15 protein-coding genes, 2 tRNA genes, 2 rRNA genes and 1 riboswitch (1 of these 20 running past the window's edge) are annotated in these 19,119 nt (G+C 63.8%); of the genes, 9 read left to right on the top strand and 10 right to left on the bottom strand.

The window, feature by feature from the left end:
• Positions 1-99: 99 nt before the first annotated feature.
• The 4 genes from JEY66_RS05395 to JEY66_RS05410 all read right to left on the bottom strand — a co-directional run bounded on the left by JEY66_RS05395 (position 100) and on the right by JEY66_RS05410 (position 3,757).
• Entirely contained in the window at positions 100-534 is a 435-nt protein-coding gene (locus JEY66_RS05395) for a VOC family protein (RefSeq protein ID WP_016847606.1), read from the bottom strand.
• Between the two features lie 225 nt (positions 535-759).
• Positions 760-1,692: a prephenate/arogenate dehydrogenase family protein gene (locus tag JEY66_RS05400; protein WP_018268944.1), complete on the bottom strand. Its 933-nt coding sequence runs from the start codon at positions 1,690-1,692 to the stop codon at positions 760-762.
• 4 nt (positions 1,693-1,696) lie between these two features.
• Positions 1,697-2,794 (bottom strand): histidinol-phosphate transaminase, encoded by a 1,098-nt coding sequence (gene hisC, locus JEY66_RS05405; RefSeq protein ID WP_026191877.1) that lies wholly within the window; start codon positions 2,792-2,794, stop codon positions 1,697-1,699.
• 99 nt (positions 2,795-2,893) lie between these two features.
• Complete coding sequence (locus JEY66_RS05410; RefSeq protein ID WP_018268943.1) at positions 2,894-3,757, bottom strand: chorismate mutase; 864 nt, start codon at positions 3,755-3,757, stop codon at positions 2,894-2,896.
• 174 nt (positions 3,758-3,931) lie between these two features.
• Positions 3,932-4,011, top strand: a riboswitch (SAM riboswitch).
• Positions 4,012-4,096: 85 nt separating this feature from the next.
• On the opposite strand from JEY66_RS05410, the gene metX reads away from it, so the two are divergent.
• Both metX and metW read left to right on the top strand, forming a co-directional pair.
• The gene (gene metX, locus JEY66_RS05415) at positions 4,097-5,302 is read left to right on the top strand and encodes a homoserine O-acetyltransferase MetX (protein WP_026191876.1); all 1,206 of its coding nucleotides are present in this window, start codon (positions 4,097-4,099) and stop codon (positions 5,300-5,302) included.
• Positions 5,299-5,964 carry a methionine biosynthesis protein MetW gene (gene metW / locus JEY66_RS05420; RefSeq protein WP_018268941.1) on the top strand — a complete coding sequence of 222 codons (666 nt, stop codon included), beginning with the start codon at positions 5,299-5,301 and terminating at the stop codon, positions 5,962-5,964. Before metX ends, metW begins: the two co-directional genes overlap by 4 nt.
• 51 nt (positions 5,965-6,015) lie before the next feature.
• Here metW and JEY66_RS05425 read toward each other — a convergent pair whose 3' ends face one another.
• A complete protein-coding gene (locus tag JEY66_RS05425) occupies positions 6,016-6,888 on the bottom strand; it encodes an alpha/beta fold hydrolase (RefSeq protein WP_016846788.1) in 873 nt (290 codons plus the stop codon).
• A gap of 230 nt (positions 6,889-7,118) precedes the next feature.
• On the opposite strand from JEY66_RS05425, the gene JEY66_RS05430 reads away from it, so the two are divergent.
• Entirely contained in the window at positions 7,119-7,784 is a 666-nt protein-coding gene (locus JEY66_RS05430; protein WP_026191875.1) for a TIGR02594 family protein, read from the top strand.
• Between the two features lie 42 nt (positions 7,785-7,826).
• Here the strand turns inward: JEY66_RS05430 and JEY66_RS05435 are convergent, their stop codons facing one another.
• Positions 7,827-8,618 (bottom strand): MOSC domain-containing protein, encoded by a 792-nt coding sequence (locus JEY66_RS05435; protein WP_018268939.1) that lies wholly within the window; start codon positions 8,616-8,618, stop codon positions 7,827-7,829.
• Between the two features lie 55 nt (positions 8,619-8,673).
• Entirely contained in the window at positions 8,674-9,189 is a 516-nt protein-coding gene (locus JEY66_RS05440; RefSeq protein WP_016846786.1) for a GNAT family N-acetyltransferase, read from the bottom strand.
• Positions 9,190-9,246: 57 nt separating this feature from the next.
• On the opposite strand from JEY66_RS05440, the gene JEY66_RS05445 reads away from it, so the two are divergent.
• Together JEY66_RS05445 and clpB are read left to right on the top strand one after the other, a co-directional pair.
• Positions 9,247-9,810 (top strand): helix-turn-helix domain-containing protein, encoded by a 564-nt coding sequence (locus JEY66_RS05445; RefSeq protein WP_018268938.1) that lies wholly within the window; start codon positions 9,247-9,249, stop codon positions 9,808-9,810.
• A gap of 191 nt (positions 9,811-10,001) precedes the next feature.
• Positions 10,002-12,653: an ATP-dependent chaperone ClpB gene (gene clpB / locus JEY66_RS05450; protein WP_018268937.1), complete on the top strand. Its 2,652-nt coding sequence runs from the start codon at positions 10,002-10,004 to the stop codon at positions 12,651-12,653.
• A 53-nt stretch (positions 12,654-12,706) separates the two neighbouring features.
• Here the strand turns inward: clpB and JEY66_RS05455 are convergent, their stop codons facing one another.
• The 3 genes from JEY66_RS05455 to JEY66_RS05465 all read right to left on the bottom strand — a co-directional run bounded on the left by JEY66_RS05455 (position 12,707) and on the right by JEY66_RS05465 (position 15,601).
• Entirely contained in the window at positions 12,707-12,964 is a 258-nt protein-coding gene (locus tag JEY66_RS05455) for a hypothetical protein (protein WP_016846782.1), read from the bottom strand.
• 95 nt (positions 12,965-13,059) lie between these two features.
• Complete coding sequence (locus tag JEY66_RS05460; RefSeq protein WP_016846781.1) at positions 13,060-13,422, bottom strand: SPW repeat protein; 363 nt, start codon at positions 13,420-13,422, stop codon at positions 13,060-13,062.
• 115 nt (positions 13,423-13,537) lie between these two features.
• Complete coding sequence (locus JEY66_RS05465; RefSeq protein ID WP_026191874.1) at positions 13,538-15,601, bottom strand: M23 family metallopeptidase; 2,064 nt, start codon at positions 15,599-15,601, stop codon at positions 13,538-13,540.
• Positions 15,602-16,609: 1,008 nt separating this feature from the next.
• Here JEY66_RS05465 and JEY66_RS05470 point away from each other — a divergent pair.
• The 4 genes from JEY66_RS05470 to JEY66_RS05485 all read left to right on the top strand — a co-directional run.
• A 16S ribosomal RNA gene (locus JEY66_RS05470) occupies positions 16,610-18,098 on the top strand.
• Positions 18,099-18,309: 211 nt separating this feature from the next.
• A tRNA-Ile gene (locus JEY66_RS05475) sits at positions 18,310-18,386 on the top strand.
• A gap of 35 nt (positions 18,387-18,421) precedes the next feature.
• Positions 18,422-18,497: transfer RNA gene (locus JEY66_RS05480), tRNA-Ala, on the top strand.
• 410 nt (positions 18,498-18,907) lie between these two features.
• Positions 18,908-19,119: ribosomal RNA gene (locus JEY66_RS05485) — 23S ribosomal RNA — on the top strand; it runs 2,634 nt beyond the window's last position.
• The 16S and 23S rRNA genes sit together here with 2 tRNA genes alongside, the layout of an rRNA operon.

Consider the following 19,119-nt stretch of genomic DNA (forward strand, 5'->3'; position numbering starts at 1 on the left):
GTCTCGTGATAATGGGGCGAGGTACCGGCCCGGGCTAGCCATCGGGGCAGCCTTGGGGGGTGTCCCTGGGGCAATGCAAGAGCCCTGGCCAGCGTAGTCTCAGGCGTCCCGCTCCACCAACTCGAAGGTGATGCCCTCGGGACCCTCGAACAGCCGGAGCTTCCGGCTGATGTAGTCCATCTCGTCGCTCAGCAGGGTGACACCGTTGGCCACCAGGTGCGCGGTGGCCGCCTCGATGTCGTCGACGCGGAAGGCGAGGTGGTTGAAGCCCAGCTTTCGCAGATTGGTCGGATGCACCCCCGGATCGGTCCCTGGGGGCGTGTCGAACTGAAGCAGCTGGATCTCAAAATCCGCTCCTTCCAGCGCGAGGGTGATGTGCTGCGCTTTCATGGCCGGCATGCCCATGTACCGGGCGGGAACGCCGCCGTCGATGGTCGCGACGTGAGTCTTCTTGAAGCCAAGCAGTGCGAAGAACGCGATCGCCGGGCCGGCATCTGCCACCGCGATTGTCACATGATCCGGGTTGAGTATCATCTGATCGCTCCCTGTCATCGGCGACGCGCCAGCTTACAGCTCTTCGGGCTGCTCGGGAATGACAACAGGAACTGCGACAAAACAACCCGAACCACCGCTGGTCATTGTTGCGCGATGCTGGGACGACGAGTCCCGTCAACCACACCCGCCGCGGAGTATGGGTCCCGGGCCCCGTGCGCAATTGCGCACTAGGCCGGGACGACGAATGGAGAGAAGTCGCCCCGGCTACTTCTTCAAATTCGCATGCGGGCGGCCGAAGTCGGGCGCGGCGGAGTCCTGGCCGGTCTCGACGATGCCGCGGCGGATGGCGCGGGTGCGGGTGAAGTGGTCGAACAGCGCTTCGCCGTCGCCGCGCCGGATCGCGCGGGTCAGCTTCGACAGATCCTCGTTGAAGGTGCCGAGCATCTCGAGCACGGCGTCCTTGTTGGCGAGGAATACGTCGCGCCACATCGTCGGGTCCGAAGCCGCGATGCGGGTGAAGTCGCGGAAGCCGCCGGCGGAGAACTTGATGACCTCGGATTCCGTCACCTGCGCCAGCTCGTCGGCGGTGCCGACGATGGTGTAGGCGATCAGATGCGGCAGATGGCTGGTGATCGCGAGCACGAGGTCATGATGGTCGGGCGTCATGATCTCGACCTTGGCGCCGAGCGCGGCCCAGAACGTGCGCAACCGGTCGGTCGCCGCGGGATCGGTGCCTTCGGGCGGGGTGAGGATGCACCAGCGGTTGATGAACAGCTCGGCGAAGCCGGAATCCGGCCCCGAATGCTCGGTGCCGGCCACCGGATGCGCCGGGACGAAGTGGACGCCGTCAGGCAGATGCGGCGCCATGTCCTTGACGACGGCGCCCTTCACCGAGCCGACGTCGGAGATGATGGCGCCGGGCTTGAGATGTCCGGCGATCTCGGCGGCGACCAGGCCGCAGGCGCCGACCGGGATGCAGAGGATGACGAGGTCGGCATCCTTCACCGCCTCGATGTTGGTCTCGACGACGCGATCGACGATGCCGAGCTCGGCGACGCGGGCACGCGTCTTCTCCGAGCGCGCGGTGGTCACGATCTCGCCGACCAGCCCTTGCGCGCGCGCGCCGCGCGCGATCGAGCCGCCGATCAGGCCGAAGCCGACGAGGGCGATGCGTTTGAAGAGCGGAGCGGTGGTCACGATGTCACTTTCCGGCCAGGAAGTCGCGCAGCCCCTCGACCACGAGGCGGTTGGCTTCCTCGGTGCCAATAGTCATGCGCAGCGCATGCGGCAGCTTGTAATTGTTGAGTGCGCGCAGCACGAGGCCGCGCCGCGTGAGATAGGCGTCGGCTTCCGCCGCGGTCTTGCCCTTGTCGGTCGGGAAATGGATCAGCACGAAATTGGCGACGCTCGGCGTCACCTTCAGCCCGAGCTTGCCGATCTCCTCGGTCAGCCAGTTGCGCCATTGTTCGGTGTGGGTCCGCGACATCTGCACATGCGCCGTGTCCTCGATCGCCGCCACCGCCGCCAGCATCGCAGGGGTTGTGACGTTGAACGGACCGCGGATGCGGTTGCAGGCATCGACGATATGCGCCGGCCCGAACATCCAGCCGACCCGCAGCGCCGCAAGGCCGTGGATCTTCGAGAAGGTGTGCGTCACCACCGTGTTGTCCGTGGTGGCGACCAGCTCGATGCCGAGCTCATAGTCGTTGCGCGAGACGTAGTCGGCATAGGCGGCATCGAGCACCAGCAGCACATGCGACGGCAGCGCGGCGCGCAGGCGCTTGACCTCGTCGAACGGGATGTAGGTGCCGGTCGGATTGTTCGGGTTGGCGAGCCAGACCAGTTTTGTCTTCGGCGTCACCACCTTGAGGATGGCATCGACGTCGGCGGTGAAATTGGTCTCGGCCGCGATCACGTTCCTGGCGCCGTTCGCCATGGTGGCGATCGGGTAGACCAGGAAGCCGTGGGTGGTCGAGATCGCCTCGTCGCCGGGGGCGAGATAGGTGTGCGCCAAGAGATTGAGGATCTCGTCGGAGCCGGCGCCGCAGATGATGCGGTCGGGATCGAGCCCATAGGCGCGGCCGATCGCCTCGCGCAGCACGCGCGAGGTGCCCTCCGGATAGTCCTCGAGATGGTCAGCCGCGGCCTTGTAGGCCGCGATCGCCTTCGGAGACGGACCGAACGGCGTCTCGTTGGCGGACAGCTTGAACACCTTGCGGCCCGGTTCCGGCACCGGGCTCTTGCCGGGCGTGTAGGGCGCAATATCGAGGATGCCGGGGTTCGGCACGGGGCGGGACATCATCAACTCCGAACAGAGCGTTTTCGAGCGACGTGGATACCGGTTCGCGTGAAGAAAACGCGTCAAAACAAAAGCCTGGACGGGCGGCTGGCTCTACCTTCAGGTCCTGGCCGATCCGTTAGAGGGCACCGTATAGCGCGTTGCGTGGCTGCCGACGAGGGCCGACGAGCGCACCGAGGCGCCGGCCTTGATCAAGGCGAGCTTGATGGCCTCGAAACCCTTGTTAGTCAGGTCTTGCCCGGTGACCGAGACCAGCAGCGCCGCGCCGTCGAAGGCGGTGTCGGGGACCGCGACGATCTCGGCGAGCGGCGCCAGCGCGCGGGCGACATCGGCGTTCCAGCCGGAGACGCGCACGCTCCAGGTCTGCACCTCGGTGACCATGGCGTCGTCGGCGACCCGCGAGATCACGAACACCGGCAGCGCGGCGGGATGGTCGGCGCGTTCGAGGAACGGCAGCCGCGCGATGATCTTCGGCGCGCCACTGGCCTCGAGCGCATTCCACCACGGCGTGCGGCTCGCGATCGCGGAGACCAGCGCGAGGTCGCCCTTCGACTTCGCCACCGCCTCGACCGCGGCCTGCGCGCTGAAATGCGAGACGTAAGGCACCACGAAGCCGAAGTGAAAGCGCGCCGAGTCGCGCATGGCCGACTCGCCGACGGAAACATCGGCATGCACCGCGAACGGCGCCTGCACATAGGTGAAGGTCGAGATGATGACGCGCCAGATGCTCTCGATGGTGTCGAGCGGCAGGATGCCGCGATGACGCCGCACCAGTTCGCGCATCATGCTGGCCTCGCGCGCCGGGCGGAATGCGGAGCCGACCTCCTGGGTCTTCTTGACCTGGATCAGGCGGTCGATGATGTCGCCGCGCGCCATCAGCAGGCGGTGAACCTGCTCGTCGATCGCATCGATTTCCTTGCGCAGCTTCTGCAGCGAGGGCGGCGACGGGGGTGGGTTGGACATGCTCTCAAACCTTGTCGTCGGGGCGGCCCGTTGCCGCGTCGGACAGGGTCCCTGATTAGGAAAGACGGGCAGCGAAAGCAAAGAGAAACGTCGCAGGCGTGCCTTGCGCATTCGGTTAACCAATCGGCCGTGGGCAGGGCTGTCTTGACGCCGGGGGGCGTGGGGACTACGTTCCCTGCGTCCCGTGGTCATTTGAGCCGGCCGGCTTGCAGCCACGTTAAACAACTCGCTAAACAGGCCGGGGACCTTATCAGCTCCCGGCCGAACCTTTGTTCAGGCCGGGTTTTTTATTGGCCTGAGGTCCGTCGAGCCCTCCCGCGCGGAGGCAGGGTCGCCTAGATGAGCAACGTGCGTCCGATACCGAGCCCACAAACCCAAAGCGATGATCGCGCCCATGAGGCCGACCATCCGTCGTCACTGGTGGCGAAGTTCGGGATGGACCAGCCGCTCAAGCTCGATTGCGGCGTCGATCTCGCACCGTTCCAGATCGCCTACCAGACCTATGGCGAGCTCAATGCCGACCGCTCCAACGCGATCCTGGTCTGCCACGCGCTGACCGGCGATCAGCATGTCAACAACATCCATCCCGTCACCGGCAAGCCCGGCTGGTGGGAGACCATGGTCGGCGCCGGCCGGCCGATCGATCCCGACAAATACTTCATCATCTGCTCCAATGTGATCGGCGGTTGCATGGGCTCGACCGGCCCTGCGTCGCTGAATCCCGCGACCGGCAAGGTGTGGGGACTTGATTTCCCGATCATCACCATCCCCGACATGGTGCGCGCGCAGGCGATGCTGATCGACCGCCTCGGCATCACGACGCTGTTCTGCGTGGTCGGCGGCTCGATGGGCGGCATGCAGGTGCTGCAATGGACCGCAGCCTATCCGCAGCGCGTGTTCTCGACGCTCGCGATCGCCTGCTCGACGCGCCACTCGGCGCAGAACATCGCGTTCCACGAGCTCGGCCGCCAGGCCGTGATGGCCGATCCGGACTGGCGCGGCGGCCGCTATGTCGACGAGGACACCCATCCGCATCGCGGATTGGCGGTGGCGCGAATGGCCGCGCACATCACCTATCTCTCGGACGCCGCGCTGCATCGCAAGTTCGGACGGCGGATGCAGGACCGCGAGCTGCCGACCTTCTCGTTCGATGCGGATTTCCAGGTGGAGAGCTATCTGCGCTACCAGGGCTCGTCCTTTGTCGAGCGGTTCGACGCCAACTCCTATCTCTATCTGACCCGCGCGATGGACTATTTCGACATCGCCGCCGACCACAACGGCGTGCTGGCGAAGGCGTTCACCGGCATCCAGACGCGGTTCTGCGTGGTGTCGTTCACCAGCGACTGGCTGTTTCCGACCTCGGAATCGCGCGCGCTGGTGCATGCGCTGAACGCGTCGAGCGCGCGGGTGTCGTTCGCCGAGATCGAGACCGACAAGGGGCACGACGCCTTCCTGCTCGACGTGCCCGAATTCCTCGAGATCTCCCGCGCTTTCCTGCTGGCCGCAGGCAAGGCGCGCGGATTGAAGGACGGCGGCCAGTCATGAGCATGCAGCAGACATTGCCCTTGCCGGGCGTCGCGCCGGAGCGGACCGGCGGCTATCGCACCGATCATCTGCTGGTCGCCGACATGGTGCGGCCGGGCTCGCGCGTGCTCGATGTCGGCTGCGGCGACGGCGAGCTGCTGCAACTGCTGGAGAGCCGCGGCATCGACGGCCGCGGCATCGAGCTGTCGCGCGAGGGCGTCAACGGCTGCGTCGCCAAGGGGCTCGCCGTGGTGCAGGGCGATGCCGACACCGATCTCGTCAACTATCCCGACGATGCGTTCGACTACGTGATCCTGTCGCAGACCTTGCAAGCGACGCGGCAGCCCAAGGTGGTGCTGGAAAATCTGCTGCGGATCGGCCAGCGCGCCATCGTCTCGTTCCCGAATTTCGGATTCTGGAAGATGCGGCTGCAACTCCTGATCGGCGGCCACATGCCGCGGACCGAGAATTTGCCGGCGAGCTGGTACGACACCTCGAACATCCATTTCTGCACCATCAAGGATTTCGTGCAGCTCTGCGAGGAGATCAACGTCAAGATGGAGCGCGCGGTCGCGCTCGATCTCTACGGCCGCCCGGTGCCGCTCAACCTGCCGTGGTGGGTATGGAACATGTTCGGCGAGCAGGGCGTGTTCCTGCTCAGCCGGGGTGGGCAGGGGAAGTGACGTCTTGGCGTCATTCCGGGTTCACGCTTCGCGTGCCCCGGAATGACAAGACTACACCGGCGCCGCCACCAGCGACCGCGGATCGCGCGCCGGCCAGCGGCCGGCCTCGACCAGCGCGATGAAGCGCTCGACCATCTCGTTGAACAGCGCCGGCTCCTCGAGGTTGAGCACGTGACCCGACCTCGGGAAGAAGGAAAGCCCGGCGGCCGGCAGATGCTGCTTCAGGAACATGCTTGGGGCGATGCAATTGTCGTCCTCGTCGCCGCACAGGATCAGCGCCGGCGTTGGCACACGCTTGATGGCGTCGGTCATGGTGTAGATCGAGGGCCGGCCGCCCTGGAAGCTGCGCATCGTGTTGGCGGAGCCCCTGGCGTCGTGGCGGGCGAGTGCGGCGTAGAAGTCGGCGTGGCCGCGCGGATCCTTGATCAGGAACGGAATCCGGCTCGGCGCCTCGCGCGTCACCTTGGCGACCTCGACCGAGCCGATGCTCTCGTATTGCTCGGCATTGGCGCGGCACTGCGCGCGGAAGGAATCGAGATTCTCGAGGCTCGAGCCGGAGCCGACGGCGGCCAGCGTCATCGACAGCGCGCGCTCCGGCGCATTGAGCGCGACCTGCAGCGACGAATAGGAGCCCATCGAGAGCCCGACGAAATGCGCCCTTGCGATGCCAAGATGGTCGAGCACGGCGAGCGCGTCGGTATAGAAGTGCTGGTAGGTGTAGACGTCGGCGCTCGGCGGCACGTCCGACGGCGTGTAGCCGCGCGCCGAATAGGCGATGCAGCGGTGGCCGCGCGCGAAGTAGCGCATCTGCGGCTCCCAATTGGTGTGATCAGCGGCAAACTCGTGCAGGAAGATGATCGGGCTGCCGCTGCCGGCCTCTTCGAAATGGAGGCGGACATGATCTTTCGTCGTGGCGTAGGGCATTGAAATTCTCCTCTCGTTGGCCGCCTCCAGATTTGCAGTTAATTTTCAAGGCCGCAATGCGGCAGTTCCGGTTCCTTTCTCGTCATCGATTCATCGCGGAATGACCCAGAAATTGTTCCCGCAGTGCCGCATGAAATCTTCCTCGCGCCATCCCGATTTTCAAAACCACCGCCGTGTTCCCCCGGGAACGCGACGGGGAAGTGGGGGCGTTATAGAGGATCTAGTGAAGTATGGTTCAGTTGCTTGCGTGTCGCCGGTCGCTTCGTGTTTTGGCGCTGGCTCTGTGTTCGCTCACTCTCGCCGTGATCTCCGCCGCTCCGGCATCCGCCCGTCCGCACCATTCACGTCACGCGCATTCGGCCCATACCGGCCATCACGCGCGCCACTATGCCCATCGTCATTATGGGCGCACAGCGCGGCTGTCGCGCGCCGAGCGCCGCGCCCTCGCGCGGCCGGGCGGGATCGTCGAAACCAACGCAGCGCCGTTGCCCGGCAGCGCTGACCCCGTGCCCAACACCGGCGGCGTCAGTGCGGCAGGCGGCTTCGGCTCGTCCGGCATCGTGGCCGAGGCGCGCCGCTATCTCGGCGGCAATCCGACCGGTCGCTCCAGCCTGTGGTGCGCCCGCTTCATGAACATGGTGCTGCAGCACACCGGCCATCGCGGCACCGGCTCCGACATGGCGAGCTCGTTCGCCAAATACGGCACGCGCGTTTCGGGACCGCAGGTCGGCGCCATCGCCGTGATGAGCCGCCGCGGGGGCGGCCATGTCGGCATCATCACCGGCGTCGATGCCAAGGGCAATCCGATCATGATCTCGGGCAACAGCGGCCACCGCGTCCGCGAGACGCCGGTCTCGCGCGGCCGGATCTACGCCTATGTGATGCCGACCAACTGACCGGTCGAAAGCGGGGCAGGGCGCGCACGCGCCTTGCCCGGCCTACGACGCGACAGGTCCCTCGGCGGCAATCGTGTCGCCGAGGGCGGCGGCGCCATCGCTGATGATCTCGGCGTAGATGCCGCATTCATTGTTGCCGAAGCGTTGCATCAGCGTGTTCGGCACCGAGAGGTCGCGCGCGCCGGTATCGGGATCGACATTGACCGCGGCGCAGCGGGTGATGCGCTTTACCACCCTGGCCCGCGCGCTGCCGATCGCGATGGTCTGGTCGAGCAGGCTGGCTTCATGCCAGGCCGGCCAGCCCTCGACATAGAGATTGGCGCGGAAGCGCAGCGGATGGACCGGCGCCTGCACCATCTCCTCGATCGCCCGCAGGCTGGCCAGATTGATGATCGAGACCACCTTGCGCGGCACGTCGGAGAAACTGTGCCCGGGGCTGACCAGCACCTTGGGCGGTCCCTTGATCTGGCCGGTGTGACGGTCGGCGAAATAGCGCTCGATGGCTGCGCGGCCTTCTGCGGTCTCGAGGTTGCCCTGGGCCACCATCGCGCCATCCCGGCGCAGCGTCAGTACATGGCTGTCATCGTCGAAATGGGCGCGCAGCGGCGCCAGCCACTCATCCCGCTGCAGCATCAGGAAATGCGGCTTCGGCAGCCACTTCGGCGCCGAGGGATCGAAGCCGCTCGGGCCGTTCTCGATCGCATAGCGGCGATCCGAGCGGAGCGTCTCGCCGATCTTGAGCTCTGCGTGCGGCAGCGGCTCGGGCGTGAGACCCTTGACGGGGTAGCGATAGATGCCGGTGATCCTGGCGGAGGAAGCGTGCGTGTTGTCCATTCGCCCGCTCTAGCCTGTTTGGCGTGCGAGGAGAACTGCCGCCTGCGGGAAGGTACTAGTCGGCGCGCGCCGCTCCAGGCGCGTCCAGCAGGCGCTGCATGAACACGAGATCGAGCCAGCGGCCGAACTTGCGTCCGACCTCCGGCATCCGGGCGACCTCGACGAAGCCGGCCTGCGCGTGCAGCCGGAGCGAGGCGAGATTGCCGCCGTCGATGCCGGCGATCATGACATGCTTGCCGAGCGCGGTGGCCGCGGCGATCAGTTCGTCGACGATGATTCGGCCGAGGCCGCGGCCGCGATGATCGGCGTGGATATAGACGCTATGCTCGACGCTGTAGCGATAGCCCGGGAACGCCCGGAAGTCGCCGAATGTGCCGTAGCCGAGCACCGTCGTCCCCTCGACGGCCACCAGCACCGGATAGCCGAGCGCCAGCCGGGCCTTCATCCAGACCAGCCGCTCGGCGTCGGAATCCTGCTTCTCCGTCCAGATCGCGTTCGAGTTGGCGACCGCCTCATTGAAGATCGCGGTAATTGCCGGGATGTCCTGCTCGGTGGCGGGGCGGATAATCATCGGTGGTTCCTTGACGGGCCTCTTGAACGGACCGCATCGTCTACTATATAAGACGGTATGTCAATTATAGAGGACAAGGCCGATGAGGCTCTCGGGCGGCGGGTTCGCGCCGAACGGGAGGGCCGCGGCTGGTCGCTGGCGGACCTCGCCGGGCGGGCAGGCGTGTCCAAGGCCATGCTGAGCAAGATCGAGCGGGCGGAGGCAAGCCCGACGGCGGCGACGCTGTCGCGGATCGCCACGGCCTATGGGGTGACCATGGCCGCGCTGTTCGAGGTTGCCTCACACAATTCCCGCCTGCAGCGGGCCAAGGATCAGCCGGTCTGGCGCGATCCGAAGGCGGCCTATCTGCGGCGGCAGGTGTTCCTGCATCCGGCCAATCCGCTGGAGCTGGTGGAGATCGAGCTGCCTGCGAGGCAGGAAGCCGGCTTTCCCGCCAGCGCCTATCATTTGGTTCGCCAGGTGGTGTGGGTGATCAGCGGCCGCCTCACCTTGATGGAAGGGGCGGAGCGCCACGAACTCGCTGCGGGTGACCGCGTCGAGCTTGGTCCGCCGTCGGACATCGTCTTCCGTAACGAAACCGCTCAGCCCTGCCGCTACCTTGTCGCCATCGTGCGGCGCTGAGCTTCATCGGGTGAAATCGCAGGCTGCGGCTCTTCCGTTTTGGAACCAAGTGCCCACATCTGCGGCAAGCCTGAAAGATGATGGCGACGACCAGAGGCTGGTTGAGGAACGTCAATGCGGCCCGCGGAAACCCAATGAAGATGCCGGAACCATGCCTGAATGGGTGGTGACGGCAGGCCGAGGGAAAACGAATGAACATTGAGAAGTACACTGAGCGCGCGCGCGGATTCATCCAGTCTGCCCAGTCGCTCGCAATGCGTGACGGTCACCAGCAGTTCTCGCCGTTGCATCTGTTGAAGGTGCTGCTGGACGACAATGAGGGACTCGCCGGCGGTCTGATCGACCGTGCTGGCGGTAATTCCAGAGCAATCCTGAAAGCGACCGAAGAGGCGCTGAACAAGCTGCCGAAGGTCTCGGGCAATGGTGCCGGGCAGGTCTACCTGTCGCCGGAGCTGGCGCGTGCCTTCGATGCGGCGGAAAAGGCCGCCGACAAGGCCGGCGACAGTTTTGTCACCGTCGAGCGGCTGCTGCTCGGGCTCACGCTCGAGAAGGGCAGCGAGGCCGCCTCCATCCTGAGCAAGGGCGGCGTCACGGCGCAGAACCTGAACGCGGCGATCGAAGCGCTGCGCAAGGGCCGCACCGCTGACAGTGCGACCGCCGAGAACGCCTACGACGCGCTGAAGAAATATGCCCGCGACCTGACCCAGGCTGCGCGCGACGGCAAGCTCGACCCGGTGATCGGCCGCGACGAGGAGATCCGTCGTACCATCCAGGTGCTGTCGCGGCGGACCAAGAACAATCCCGTGCTGATCGGTGAGCCCGGCGTCGGCAAGACCGCGATCGTCGAGGGCTTGGCGCTGCGCATCCTCAACGGCGACGTGCCGGAGAGCCTGAAGGACAAGAAGCTGCTGTCGCTCGACATGGGCGCCCTGATCGCCGGCGCGAAATATCGCGGCGAGTTCGAGGAGCGGCTGAAATCCGTCCTGCAGGAGGTCTCGACCGCCGAGGGCGGCATCATCCTGTTCATCGACGAGATGCACACGCTGATCGGCGCCGGAAAGGCCGACGGCGCGATGGACGCGTCCAACCTGTTGAAGCCGGCGCTCGCGCGCGGCGAGCTGCACTGTATCGGTGCGACCACGCTCGACGAGTACCGCAAGCATGTCGAGAAGGATGCGGCGCTGGCCCGCCGGTTCCAGCCGATCTATGTCAGCGAGCCGACGGTCGAGGACACCATCTCGATCCTGCGCGGCCTGAAGGACAAGTACGAGCAGCATCACGGCGTGCGCATCACCGACTCCGCGCTGGTGGCCGCGACCACGCTGTCGAACCGCTACATCACCGACCGCTTCCTGCCCGACAAGGCCATCGACCTGATGGACGAGGCGGCAGCGCGGCTGAAGATGCAGGTCGATTCCAAGCCGGAAGAGCTCGATTCGCTGGATCGCGACATCATCCGGCTCAAGATCGAGCAGGAGGCGCTGAAGAAGGAGAACGATGCCGGCTCCAAGAGCCGCTTGCAGACCCTGGAGAAGGAGCTCGCCGGGCTCGAGGAGCGGTCGACGGCGCTGACGGCGCGCTGGAGCGCGGAGAAGAACAAGCTCTCCAATGCCCAGAAGCTGAAGAGCGAACTCGATGCGCTCCGCGTCGAGCTTGCCAATGCGCAGCGTCGCGGCGAATTCCAGAAGGCGGGCGAGCTGGCCTATGGCCGGATTCCCGAGCTGGAAAGGAAGCTCGCCGATATCGAGGCGCAAGAAAACAGCAAGCCGAACGGCGGCGAGATGATGGAGGAGGCGGTCACCGCCAACCACATCGCGCAGGTCGTCTCGCGCTGGACCGGCGTGCCGGTCGACAAGATGCTCGAGGGCGAAAAGGACAAGCTCCTGAAGATGGAGGACAGTCTCGCCAGGCGCGTCGTCGGCCAGGCCGAAGCCGTGCGGGCGGTGGCAACCGCCGTGCGCCGTGCCCGTGCGGGCCTGCAGGATCCGAACCGGCCGACCGGCTCGTTCATGTTCCTAGGCCCCACCGGCGTCGGCAAGACCGAGCTGACCAAGGCGCTCGCCGCTGACCTGTTCAACGACGAGACCGCGATGGTCCGCCTCGACATGTCCGAGTTCATGGAGAAGCACTCGGTCTCGCGGCTGATCGGTGCGCCTCCCGGCTATGTCGGCTACGACGAGGGCGGTGCCCTGACCGAAGCCGTGCGGCGGCGGCCCTACCAGGTCGTGCTGTTCGACGAGATCGAGAAAGCGCATCCCGACGTGTTCAACGTGCTGTTGCAGGTGCTCGACGACGGCCGCCTGACCGATGGTCAGGGCCGTACCGTCGACTTCCGCAACACGCTGATCATCATGACCTCGAATCTCGGTTCGGAGTTCCTGGTGAATCAGCCGGAGGGCGAGGACACTGCGGCGGTCCGCGATCAGGTGATGGGCGTCGTGCGGGCGCATTTCAGGCCGGAATTCCTGAACCGCATCGACGAGATCATTCTGTTCCACCGCCTGCAGAAGAGCGAGATGGGCCGTATCGTCGAGATCCAGTTCGCGCGGCTGACCAGGCTGCTCGAGGATCGCAAGATCGAGCTCACGCTGGACGCCAAGGCGCGGGACTGGCTCGCCGAGAAGGGCTGGGATCCAGCTTACGGCGCCCGCCCGCTGAAGCGGGTGATCCAGCGCAGCGTGCAGGATCCGCTGGCCGAGATGATCCTCGCCGGCGAGGTCAAGGACGGCGATCACGTCGTGATCTCGGAGAAGGGCAACGTGTTGACCTTCAACGGTCAGGTGCCCAAGACCGCCGAGATCGTGCAGTTCGAGGCCCCGGTCTCGAAGCGCAAGCTGAACTGAGTGCAATAACGAGAACCCTCCCCGCATGCCGCGGGGAGGGCTTTCTTCGCAAATTATTCCTGCGGAACGATCGGCGGTGACGGCTCGTCGTCCGCGCTGGGCTCGAGTTCGGACAGGATGTCGACCAGCTCGCGGGCGCGGCCTGTGGCCAGCGGCCTGCCGGCATTGATCAGCGGCTCGTCATTGGCGAGCCAGGCCTGCGCCTCGGCGAGCTCGGCGACGGTTGCGCCCGATGCGATGATTCTGGCGATGGTGACATCGTCGGCGTGGCCGACGGATCTCAGCACGTCGTCACGGGTGAGCTGCGTCATGGTACAAATCCTCGTGCATATTTTCGTTGAGCACGACCAAACCCCCGCCCGCCGGTGATCCCCGCCAGCGGGTAGGGATGCATGGTTTCAAGGCCTCAGCTGTGCGTTGTGAGCCGAGGCGGATGCTGGGACATTACCCAGAGCTCGATCGCCGCAAGGACTGCGACGGCGATGCCGATCACTACGTGCACGGTCGTCGCGGTGGTCATTCCCTGGAAACCCAGGACCCAGGGCGAGACCAGCGCCCAAAGCCCGACGATGAGGTTCAGCCACTCCTCCCAGACCGCGAATGCCGCGAGCGCGGCGATCGCAAGGACCGCCATCACGAGGCCGACGATGTGGGCGTTGGTGGAAACCATTCCGGCGTCGAACTTGAGCAGCCATGGCGAGAGGAAAAGAATCGCGCCGAGGATCAGGTTTGCGACGTCGCACAGTTTTGCGTTCGTCCAGTTCTCCATGACACCCTCCATTGGAGGTTTCACTGCTGAATCAACCAGATGATCGCCGTTCGGGTTCCCATCACATGGTGCGAAATTTATTGAAACTGGCGGAGCGCCGGCCCGGAAAACGGCATCAGCGGTTGGTGATGGAGCGCGTCTGCGACGTGGAGCTCGTGGCATCCGAGACGATTCGCGAGCTGCCGCGGCTGGACATCTGGGCCTCGATCCGGTCGCGCTCCTTCTCGAAGTTCGCCAGCATCGGGCCTTCGAGCGAACGGCCGCGCGGCAGCTTCACGCGCATCGGGTCGACGAATCGGCCGTTGACCAGGATTTCGTAGTGGACGTGCGGGCCGGTCGACTGGCCGGTCGAGCCGACGAAGCCGATCACCTGGCCCTGCCGCACCTTCTTGCCGATCTCCATGCCCTTGGCGAAGGCCGACATGTGGCCGTAGGCCGTCTCATAGCCATTGGCATGCTTCATGCGGATATATTTGCCGTAACCGCCCTCGTATCCGACCTTCTCGAGCACGCCGTTGCCGGACGCGAAGATCGGCGTGCCGTAGGCGGTGGCCCAGTCGACGCCGGTGTGCATCTTCACATAGCCGAGGATCGGGTGGCGGCGCCCGCCGAAGCCCGACCGCATGATCGCGTTGTTGACCGGCTTGCGCACCAAGAACTTCTTCGCGCTCTTGCCGGTCTCGTCATAATAGTCGACGAGGCCGTCGTCCGAACTCTGGAATCGGTAGTATTTCTTGGTTTCGCCGCCCACGGTCAGCGCAGCGTAGAGCACTTCGGTCTTTTCGGTGCTGGTGACGCCCTCGTCCTCGCCGGCAAAAAACACGTCGAACGAGTCGCCGGGCTGTACCTTGCGCTGGAAATCGACGTCATAGGAGTAGATCTTGACCATGTCTTCGATGACGGTCGGCGGCACCTTGTTGCGCAGCGCGGTCTCGTAAATGCTCTGATAGAGCCGCACGCCGCTGCCATCATCCTCGTCATCGTCGCTGGAATTGTCGGCGGTCTCGGTGACGGTGTTCATGCTCTGCACGTCGACGGCAACGTATTTGCCGAGATCGGACAGCGCAGCGACGGCCTCGATGACCGATTCGTTGGCGACGATCACGCGATAGGGCTGCAGCCTGACATTCGGTCCGGGAGCCGCCGGCGCCATCAGGATTCGTACCTTCTGGCCTTCCTTCAGGCCGCCGTCGCGGCCGCGCGGGCCGAGCGTCGCGGCGATCGCCTTCGCCTCGTCGGGCGTTGCGCCCTGATCGCGCAGGATCGAGGTGATGCTGTCGCCCTTCTTGACGAGGTGAACCCGCTCACCGACCGGATTGCCGCCGGTGACCTGCTCTTTGGTCTTCGGCAGCAGGGTGACGTTTTCCGGCACTACGCGGGTCTCGAAGCCGGCATAGGGATCGGAGGTGTTGCCCTCGGTGGCGTAGGCCATCCTCATGTCGGGGCCGGCGCCACTCGCGTCAGCCGCTGCATTGGCGAGTGAAGCGTAGCGCACCGAGCCGCCGGAGCCGCGCCAGTTGGCGGCGTCGCGGACCCGCATCAGCACGTCGTCGAGCGCGACGACGGCGGCGAGCTTGGCTTTCGGCAGCACGGAGCCGAGATCCTTGGTGACGAACGAGACCTCGGCGTCGGGCTCGGCCGCGGCATTCGGATCCTCGGCCGCCGCCGGCGTGTCGGAGCCGACATCCGTCAGCAGACGCTGCGCGTTGAACGCCGGGATTTTTGCCGACAGGTCGCTCGTGGTCATCGAGAGATTGCCGGAAATTCGGATGAAGGGCCGTACCCGCATCACGTCGCGATTGCCGACGCGGGTCACGGTCGACACGCGCACCAGGCTGCGGGAAGCGGAGGATTCGCTGGGCGGCGGCAGGCGGTCGCCCTTGTGCAGGCTGACGACGCGATCATTGCCGGTGAACGCGCCGCGCAGCGCGCCTTCGACGCGCTCCGGCACCTTGGCGAAGGTCATCTCGCCGTCGAGCGACGCAAAAACGGCGCCGCCGATCAGGGCCGCGCCACATAGACCAGTCAGAATGGTGCCGCTGAACCATTGAACGGAGACACGGCGGCGATCGATCACCGCAGCCTCGGTGCCGTCGACCGAAAGCGGCGGTTCGTGACCGAGATCGATCATCCCGGTCTCGCGCCCAATGCCGCTTCCGCGTGACGCCCGTTGGCTCAACCCTGCATCCCCCCAAATTCCAGCAACTGCGATCGACCTCTGCTCGTCCTTGTCCCCCACCTTGATCCCGTGACGAGGGATCTCGGCAGTGTGGCGAGCCACACGCATCGAATTCGAGAAGCCGATGGCCATTAGCTAGCCGCGATCTCGAACGTCAATGGTGTGCAGATCTCTCGATGTTGCTCGGCCGCGAAGGGAAGAGGCGACGGGTTCTTGGAGAAAATCGCCTGGTCCCCCAGAAAAACCGCCCCAGCCCCACAGGTTACGAGCGGTTCAATGCATTCGTTATAGCCAGAACGTCGCAGGATTGTGGCTCAAGTGCGGCATTTGAGGTGGAAAAGCTTCCTTGAAAGCAGGTCGATGCCCGCCGCCCGGCCCGGGGGCGGCTGGAACCCGTTTTGGAGGGCCTCGCGGGCTCCACGGCGACAAACTTTTTTTAAAGTTTTTTGCCGCGAGGGCTGGGTGGCGAATTTTTACCTCCGACCTAAGTCACGGAAAGCACGAGAATTTCTTCGCACTGCACAAGCGATTTGGGCGTGCGACGATTTGTTGACAATGGCCGTTGACAATCCCGAGGGGTGCGGACTATAAACCAACCACTGAGCGCGGCGCCGCCGGGTCACTGACCAAGGCGAGCGAACGCGCCACTGATGCTCCTCACTTCGATGAGTGACACAACAGCCGACATAAATCGGTTGGAGTTCATCGTCGGCCGGTGAAGGGTAGAACCACCCTCTAAGGGTGTGGGATCATCGGATCCCGGGCTGTTTGACAAGTAAAGATGAAGAAAGAGAAACGTGGACGGCGGAGTCCTTGCGTCTCTCGGAATACTTGAAAGCTTCGGCTTTTGACTTCTGAGAGTGGACGAAAGACTTCGGCGGTACACGTTTTAAAGGTTACACCATCGCTGCACACGATGTGAATCGTCAGCAGCTTGCCGGTTTCGGCCGGTGAAGAATGGTGGGACCTCGTCAAACGTTGTGATCAGCCGGTTCAAGGTTTCAAGTCCAACTTGAGAGTTTGATCCTGGCTCAGAGCGAACGCTGGCGGCAGGCTTAACACATGCAAGTCGAGCGGGCATAGCAATATGTCAGCGGCAGACGGGTGAGTAACGCGTGGGAACGTACCTTTTGGTTCGGAACAACTGAGGGAAACTTCAGCTAATACCGGATAAGCCCTTACGGGGAAAGATTTATCGCCGAAAGATCGGCCCGCGTCTGATTAGCTAGTTGGTGAGGTAATGGCTCACCAAGGCGACGATCAGTAGCTGGTCTGAGAGGATGATCAGCCACATTGGGACTGAGACACGGCCCAAACTCCTACGGGAGGCAGCAGTGGGGAATATTGGACAATGGGCGCAAGCCTGATCCAGCCATGCCGCGTGAGTGATGAAGGCCCTAGGGTTGTAAAGCTCTTTTGTGCGGGAAGATAATGACGGTACCGCAAGAATAAGCCCCGGCTAACTTCGTGCCAGCAGCCGCGGTAATACGAAGGGGGCTAGCGTTGCTCGGAATCACTGGGCGTAAAGGGTGCGTAGGCGGGTCTTTAAGTCAGGGGTGAAATCCTGGAGCTCAACTCCAGAACTGCCTTTGATACTGAAGATCTTGAGTTCGGGAGAGGTGAGTGGAACTGCGAGTGTAGAGGTGAAATTCGTAGATATTCGCAAGAACACCAGTGGCGAAGGCGGCTCACTGGCCCGATACTGACGCTGAGGCACGAAAGCGTGGGGAGCAAACAGGATTAGATACCCTGGTAGTCCACGCCGTAAACGATGAATGCCAGCCGTTAGTGGGTTTACTCACTAGTGGCGCAGCTAACGCTTTAAGCATTCCGCCTGGGGAGTACGGTCGCAAGATTAAAACTCAAAGGAATTGACGGGGGCCCGCACAAGCGGTGGAGCATGTGGTTTAATTCGACGCAACGCGCAGAACCTTACCAGCCCTTGACATCCCGGTCGCGGACTCCAGAGACGGAGTTCTTCAGTTCGGCTGGACCGGAGACAGGTGCTGCATGGCTGTCGTCAGCTCGTGTCGTGAGATGTTGGGTTAAGTCCCGCAACGAGCGCAACCCCCGTCCTTAGTTGCTACCATTTAGTTGAGCACTCTAAGGAGACTGCCGGTGATAAGCCGCGAGGAAGGTGGGGATGACGTCAAGTCCTCATGGCCCTTACGGGCTGGGCTACACACGTGCTACAATGGCGGTGACAATGGGATGCTAAGGGGCGACCCTTCGCAAATCTCAAAAAGCCGTCTCAGTTCGGATTGGGCTCTGCAACTCGAGCCCATGAAGTTGGAATCGCTAGTAATCGTGGATCAGCACGCCACGGTGAATACGTTCCCGGGCCTTGTACACACCGCCCGTCACACCATGGGAGTTGGTTTTACCTGAAGACGGTGCGCTAACCGAAAGGGGGCAGCCGGCCACGGTAGGGTCAGCGACTGGGGTGAAGTCGTAACAAGGTAGCCGTAGGGGAACCTGCGGCTGGATCACCTCCTTTCTAAGGATGATCCTTCAGATCAGCTCACGCTATCTATCGGATCGTTTTAGAAACATTCAGGGGCCAACAGTTTCAGGATTGTTGAGCTCCATTGGCGGGATTTCGCCGTCTTCGTTTCTCTTTCTTCGCGGACGAACACGCGCCAGGGGCTGAGCGCTGTGCGGTGCACCGACTAAGCGTCGCGTGCGCGCCGGCATGTCTCTCGTGTTAGGGGCTTGTAGCTCAGTTGGTTAGAGCGCGCGCTTGATAAGCGTGAGGTCGGAAGTTCAAGTCTTCCCAGGCCCACCATTTTGATCGAGTGCGGAGCATTCGTCTTCTGGTACGGGGCCATAGCTCAGCTGGGAGAGCGCGTGCTTTGCAAGCATGAGGTCGTCGGTTCGATCCCGTCTGGCTCCACCAGATGGTTTGATCACCAACGGCGTTACCGTCGTCCGCGAAACATCACTTCGCACTCATTGGTCCGGATGGACGGTGACGTGCGTGTTTTCTGACATCGTAAAGAGGAGATCGATCCGAGTTTGGATCAAGCGAAGCAATTCGTCTGAACCATTCATTATCTCCGGGATCATTTCGGCGCTCGCGCATCGCAGTTCATCGCAAGATGAGTGGGGTGAGCGGGTTGTAAATGATCTCTTTTAGCGAAGCTTGACCGCCTCGCTATCGGGCCGATCTTACGAAGCAAGCTGGTCTTTCTAGTCAATGTCCGGCTGCGCAATCGCATTCATCGAGGATGCGTGCCTGGGACTTCGGTCTTCGGGCAGTTGCGCAGACAACATTCTGCCGAGTGTGTGGACATTGATAATGAGAGCAATCAAGTGCCTTAAGGGTGTTCGGTGGATGCCTTGGCGCTGAGAGGCGATGAAGGACGTGCTACGCTGCGATAAGCCGTGGGGAGCTGCGAAGAAGCTTTGATCCGCGGATTTCCGAATGGGGAAACCCACCTTCGATAGCCGGAACTCCAAGACCTTGTGTGTTGGGGTTCGACCAGAAATGCGAGAAATCAAACCGCGAGGTTTTGGAT

This window comes from Bradyrhizobium elkanii USDA 76 (genome assembly GCF_023278185.1).
Lineage (GTDB): Bacteria > Pseudomonadota > Alphaproteobacteria > Rhizobiales > Xanthobacteraceae > Bradyrhizobium > Bradyrhizobium elkanii.

Bases quoted from the DNA above. Each gene is read 5' to 3' on its own strand.
- JEY66_RS05395 (WP_016847606.1), bottom strand. From the start codon at position 534: ATGATACTCAACCCGGATCATGTGACAATCGCGGTGGCAGATGCCGGC.
- hisC (WP_026191877.1), bottom strand. From the start codon at position 2,794: ATGTCCCGCCCCGTGCCGAACCCCGGCATCCTCGATATTGCGCCCTAC.
- JEY66_RS05410 (WP_018268943.1), bottom strand. From the start codon at position 3,757: ATGTCCAACCCACCCCCGTCGCCGCCCTCGCTGCAGAAGCTGCGCAAG.
- metX (WP_026191876.1), top strand. From the start codon at position 4,097: ATGAGCAACGTGCGTCCGATACCGAGCCCACAAACCCAAAGCGATGAT.
- metW (WP_018268941.1), top strand. From the start codon at position 5,299: ATGAGCATGCAGCAGACATTGCCCTTGCCGGGCGTCGCGCCGGAGCGG.
- JEY66_RS05425 (WP_016846788.1), bottom strand. From the start codon at position 6,888: ATGCCCTACGCCACGACGAAAGATCATGTCCGCCTCCATTTCGAAGAG.
- JEY66_RS05430 (WP_026191875.1), top strand. From the start codon at position 7,119: ATGGTTCAGTTGCTTGCGTGTCGCCGGTCGCTTCGTGTTTTGGCGCTG.
- JEY66_RS05435 (WP_018268939.1), bottom strand. From the start codon at position 8,618: ATGGACAACACGCACGCTTCCTCCGCCAGGATCACCGGCATCTATCGC.
- JEY66_RS05440 (WP_016846786.1), bottom strand. From the start codon at position 9,189: ATGATTATCCGCCCCGCCACCGAGCAGGACATCCCGGCAATTACCGCG.
- JEY66_RS05445 (WP_018268938.1), top strand. From the start codon at position 9,247: ATGTCAATTATAGAGGACAAGGCCGATGAGGCTCTCGGGCGGCGGGTT.
- clpB (WP_018268937.1), top strand. From the start codon at position 10,002: ATGAACATTGAGAAGTACACTGAGCGCGCGCGCGGATTCATCCAGTCT.
- JEY66_RS05455 (WP_016846782.1), bottom strand. From the start codon at position 12,964: ATGACGCAGCTCACCCGTGACGACGTGCTGAGATCCGTCGGCCACGCC.
- JEY66_RS05460 (WP_016846781.1), bottom strand. From the start codon at position 13,422: ATGGAGAACTGGACGAACGCAAAACTGTGCGACGTCGCAAACCTGATC.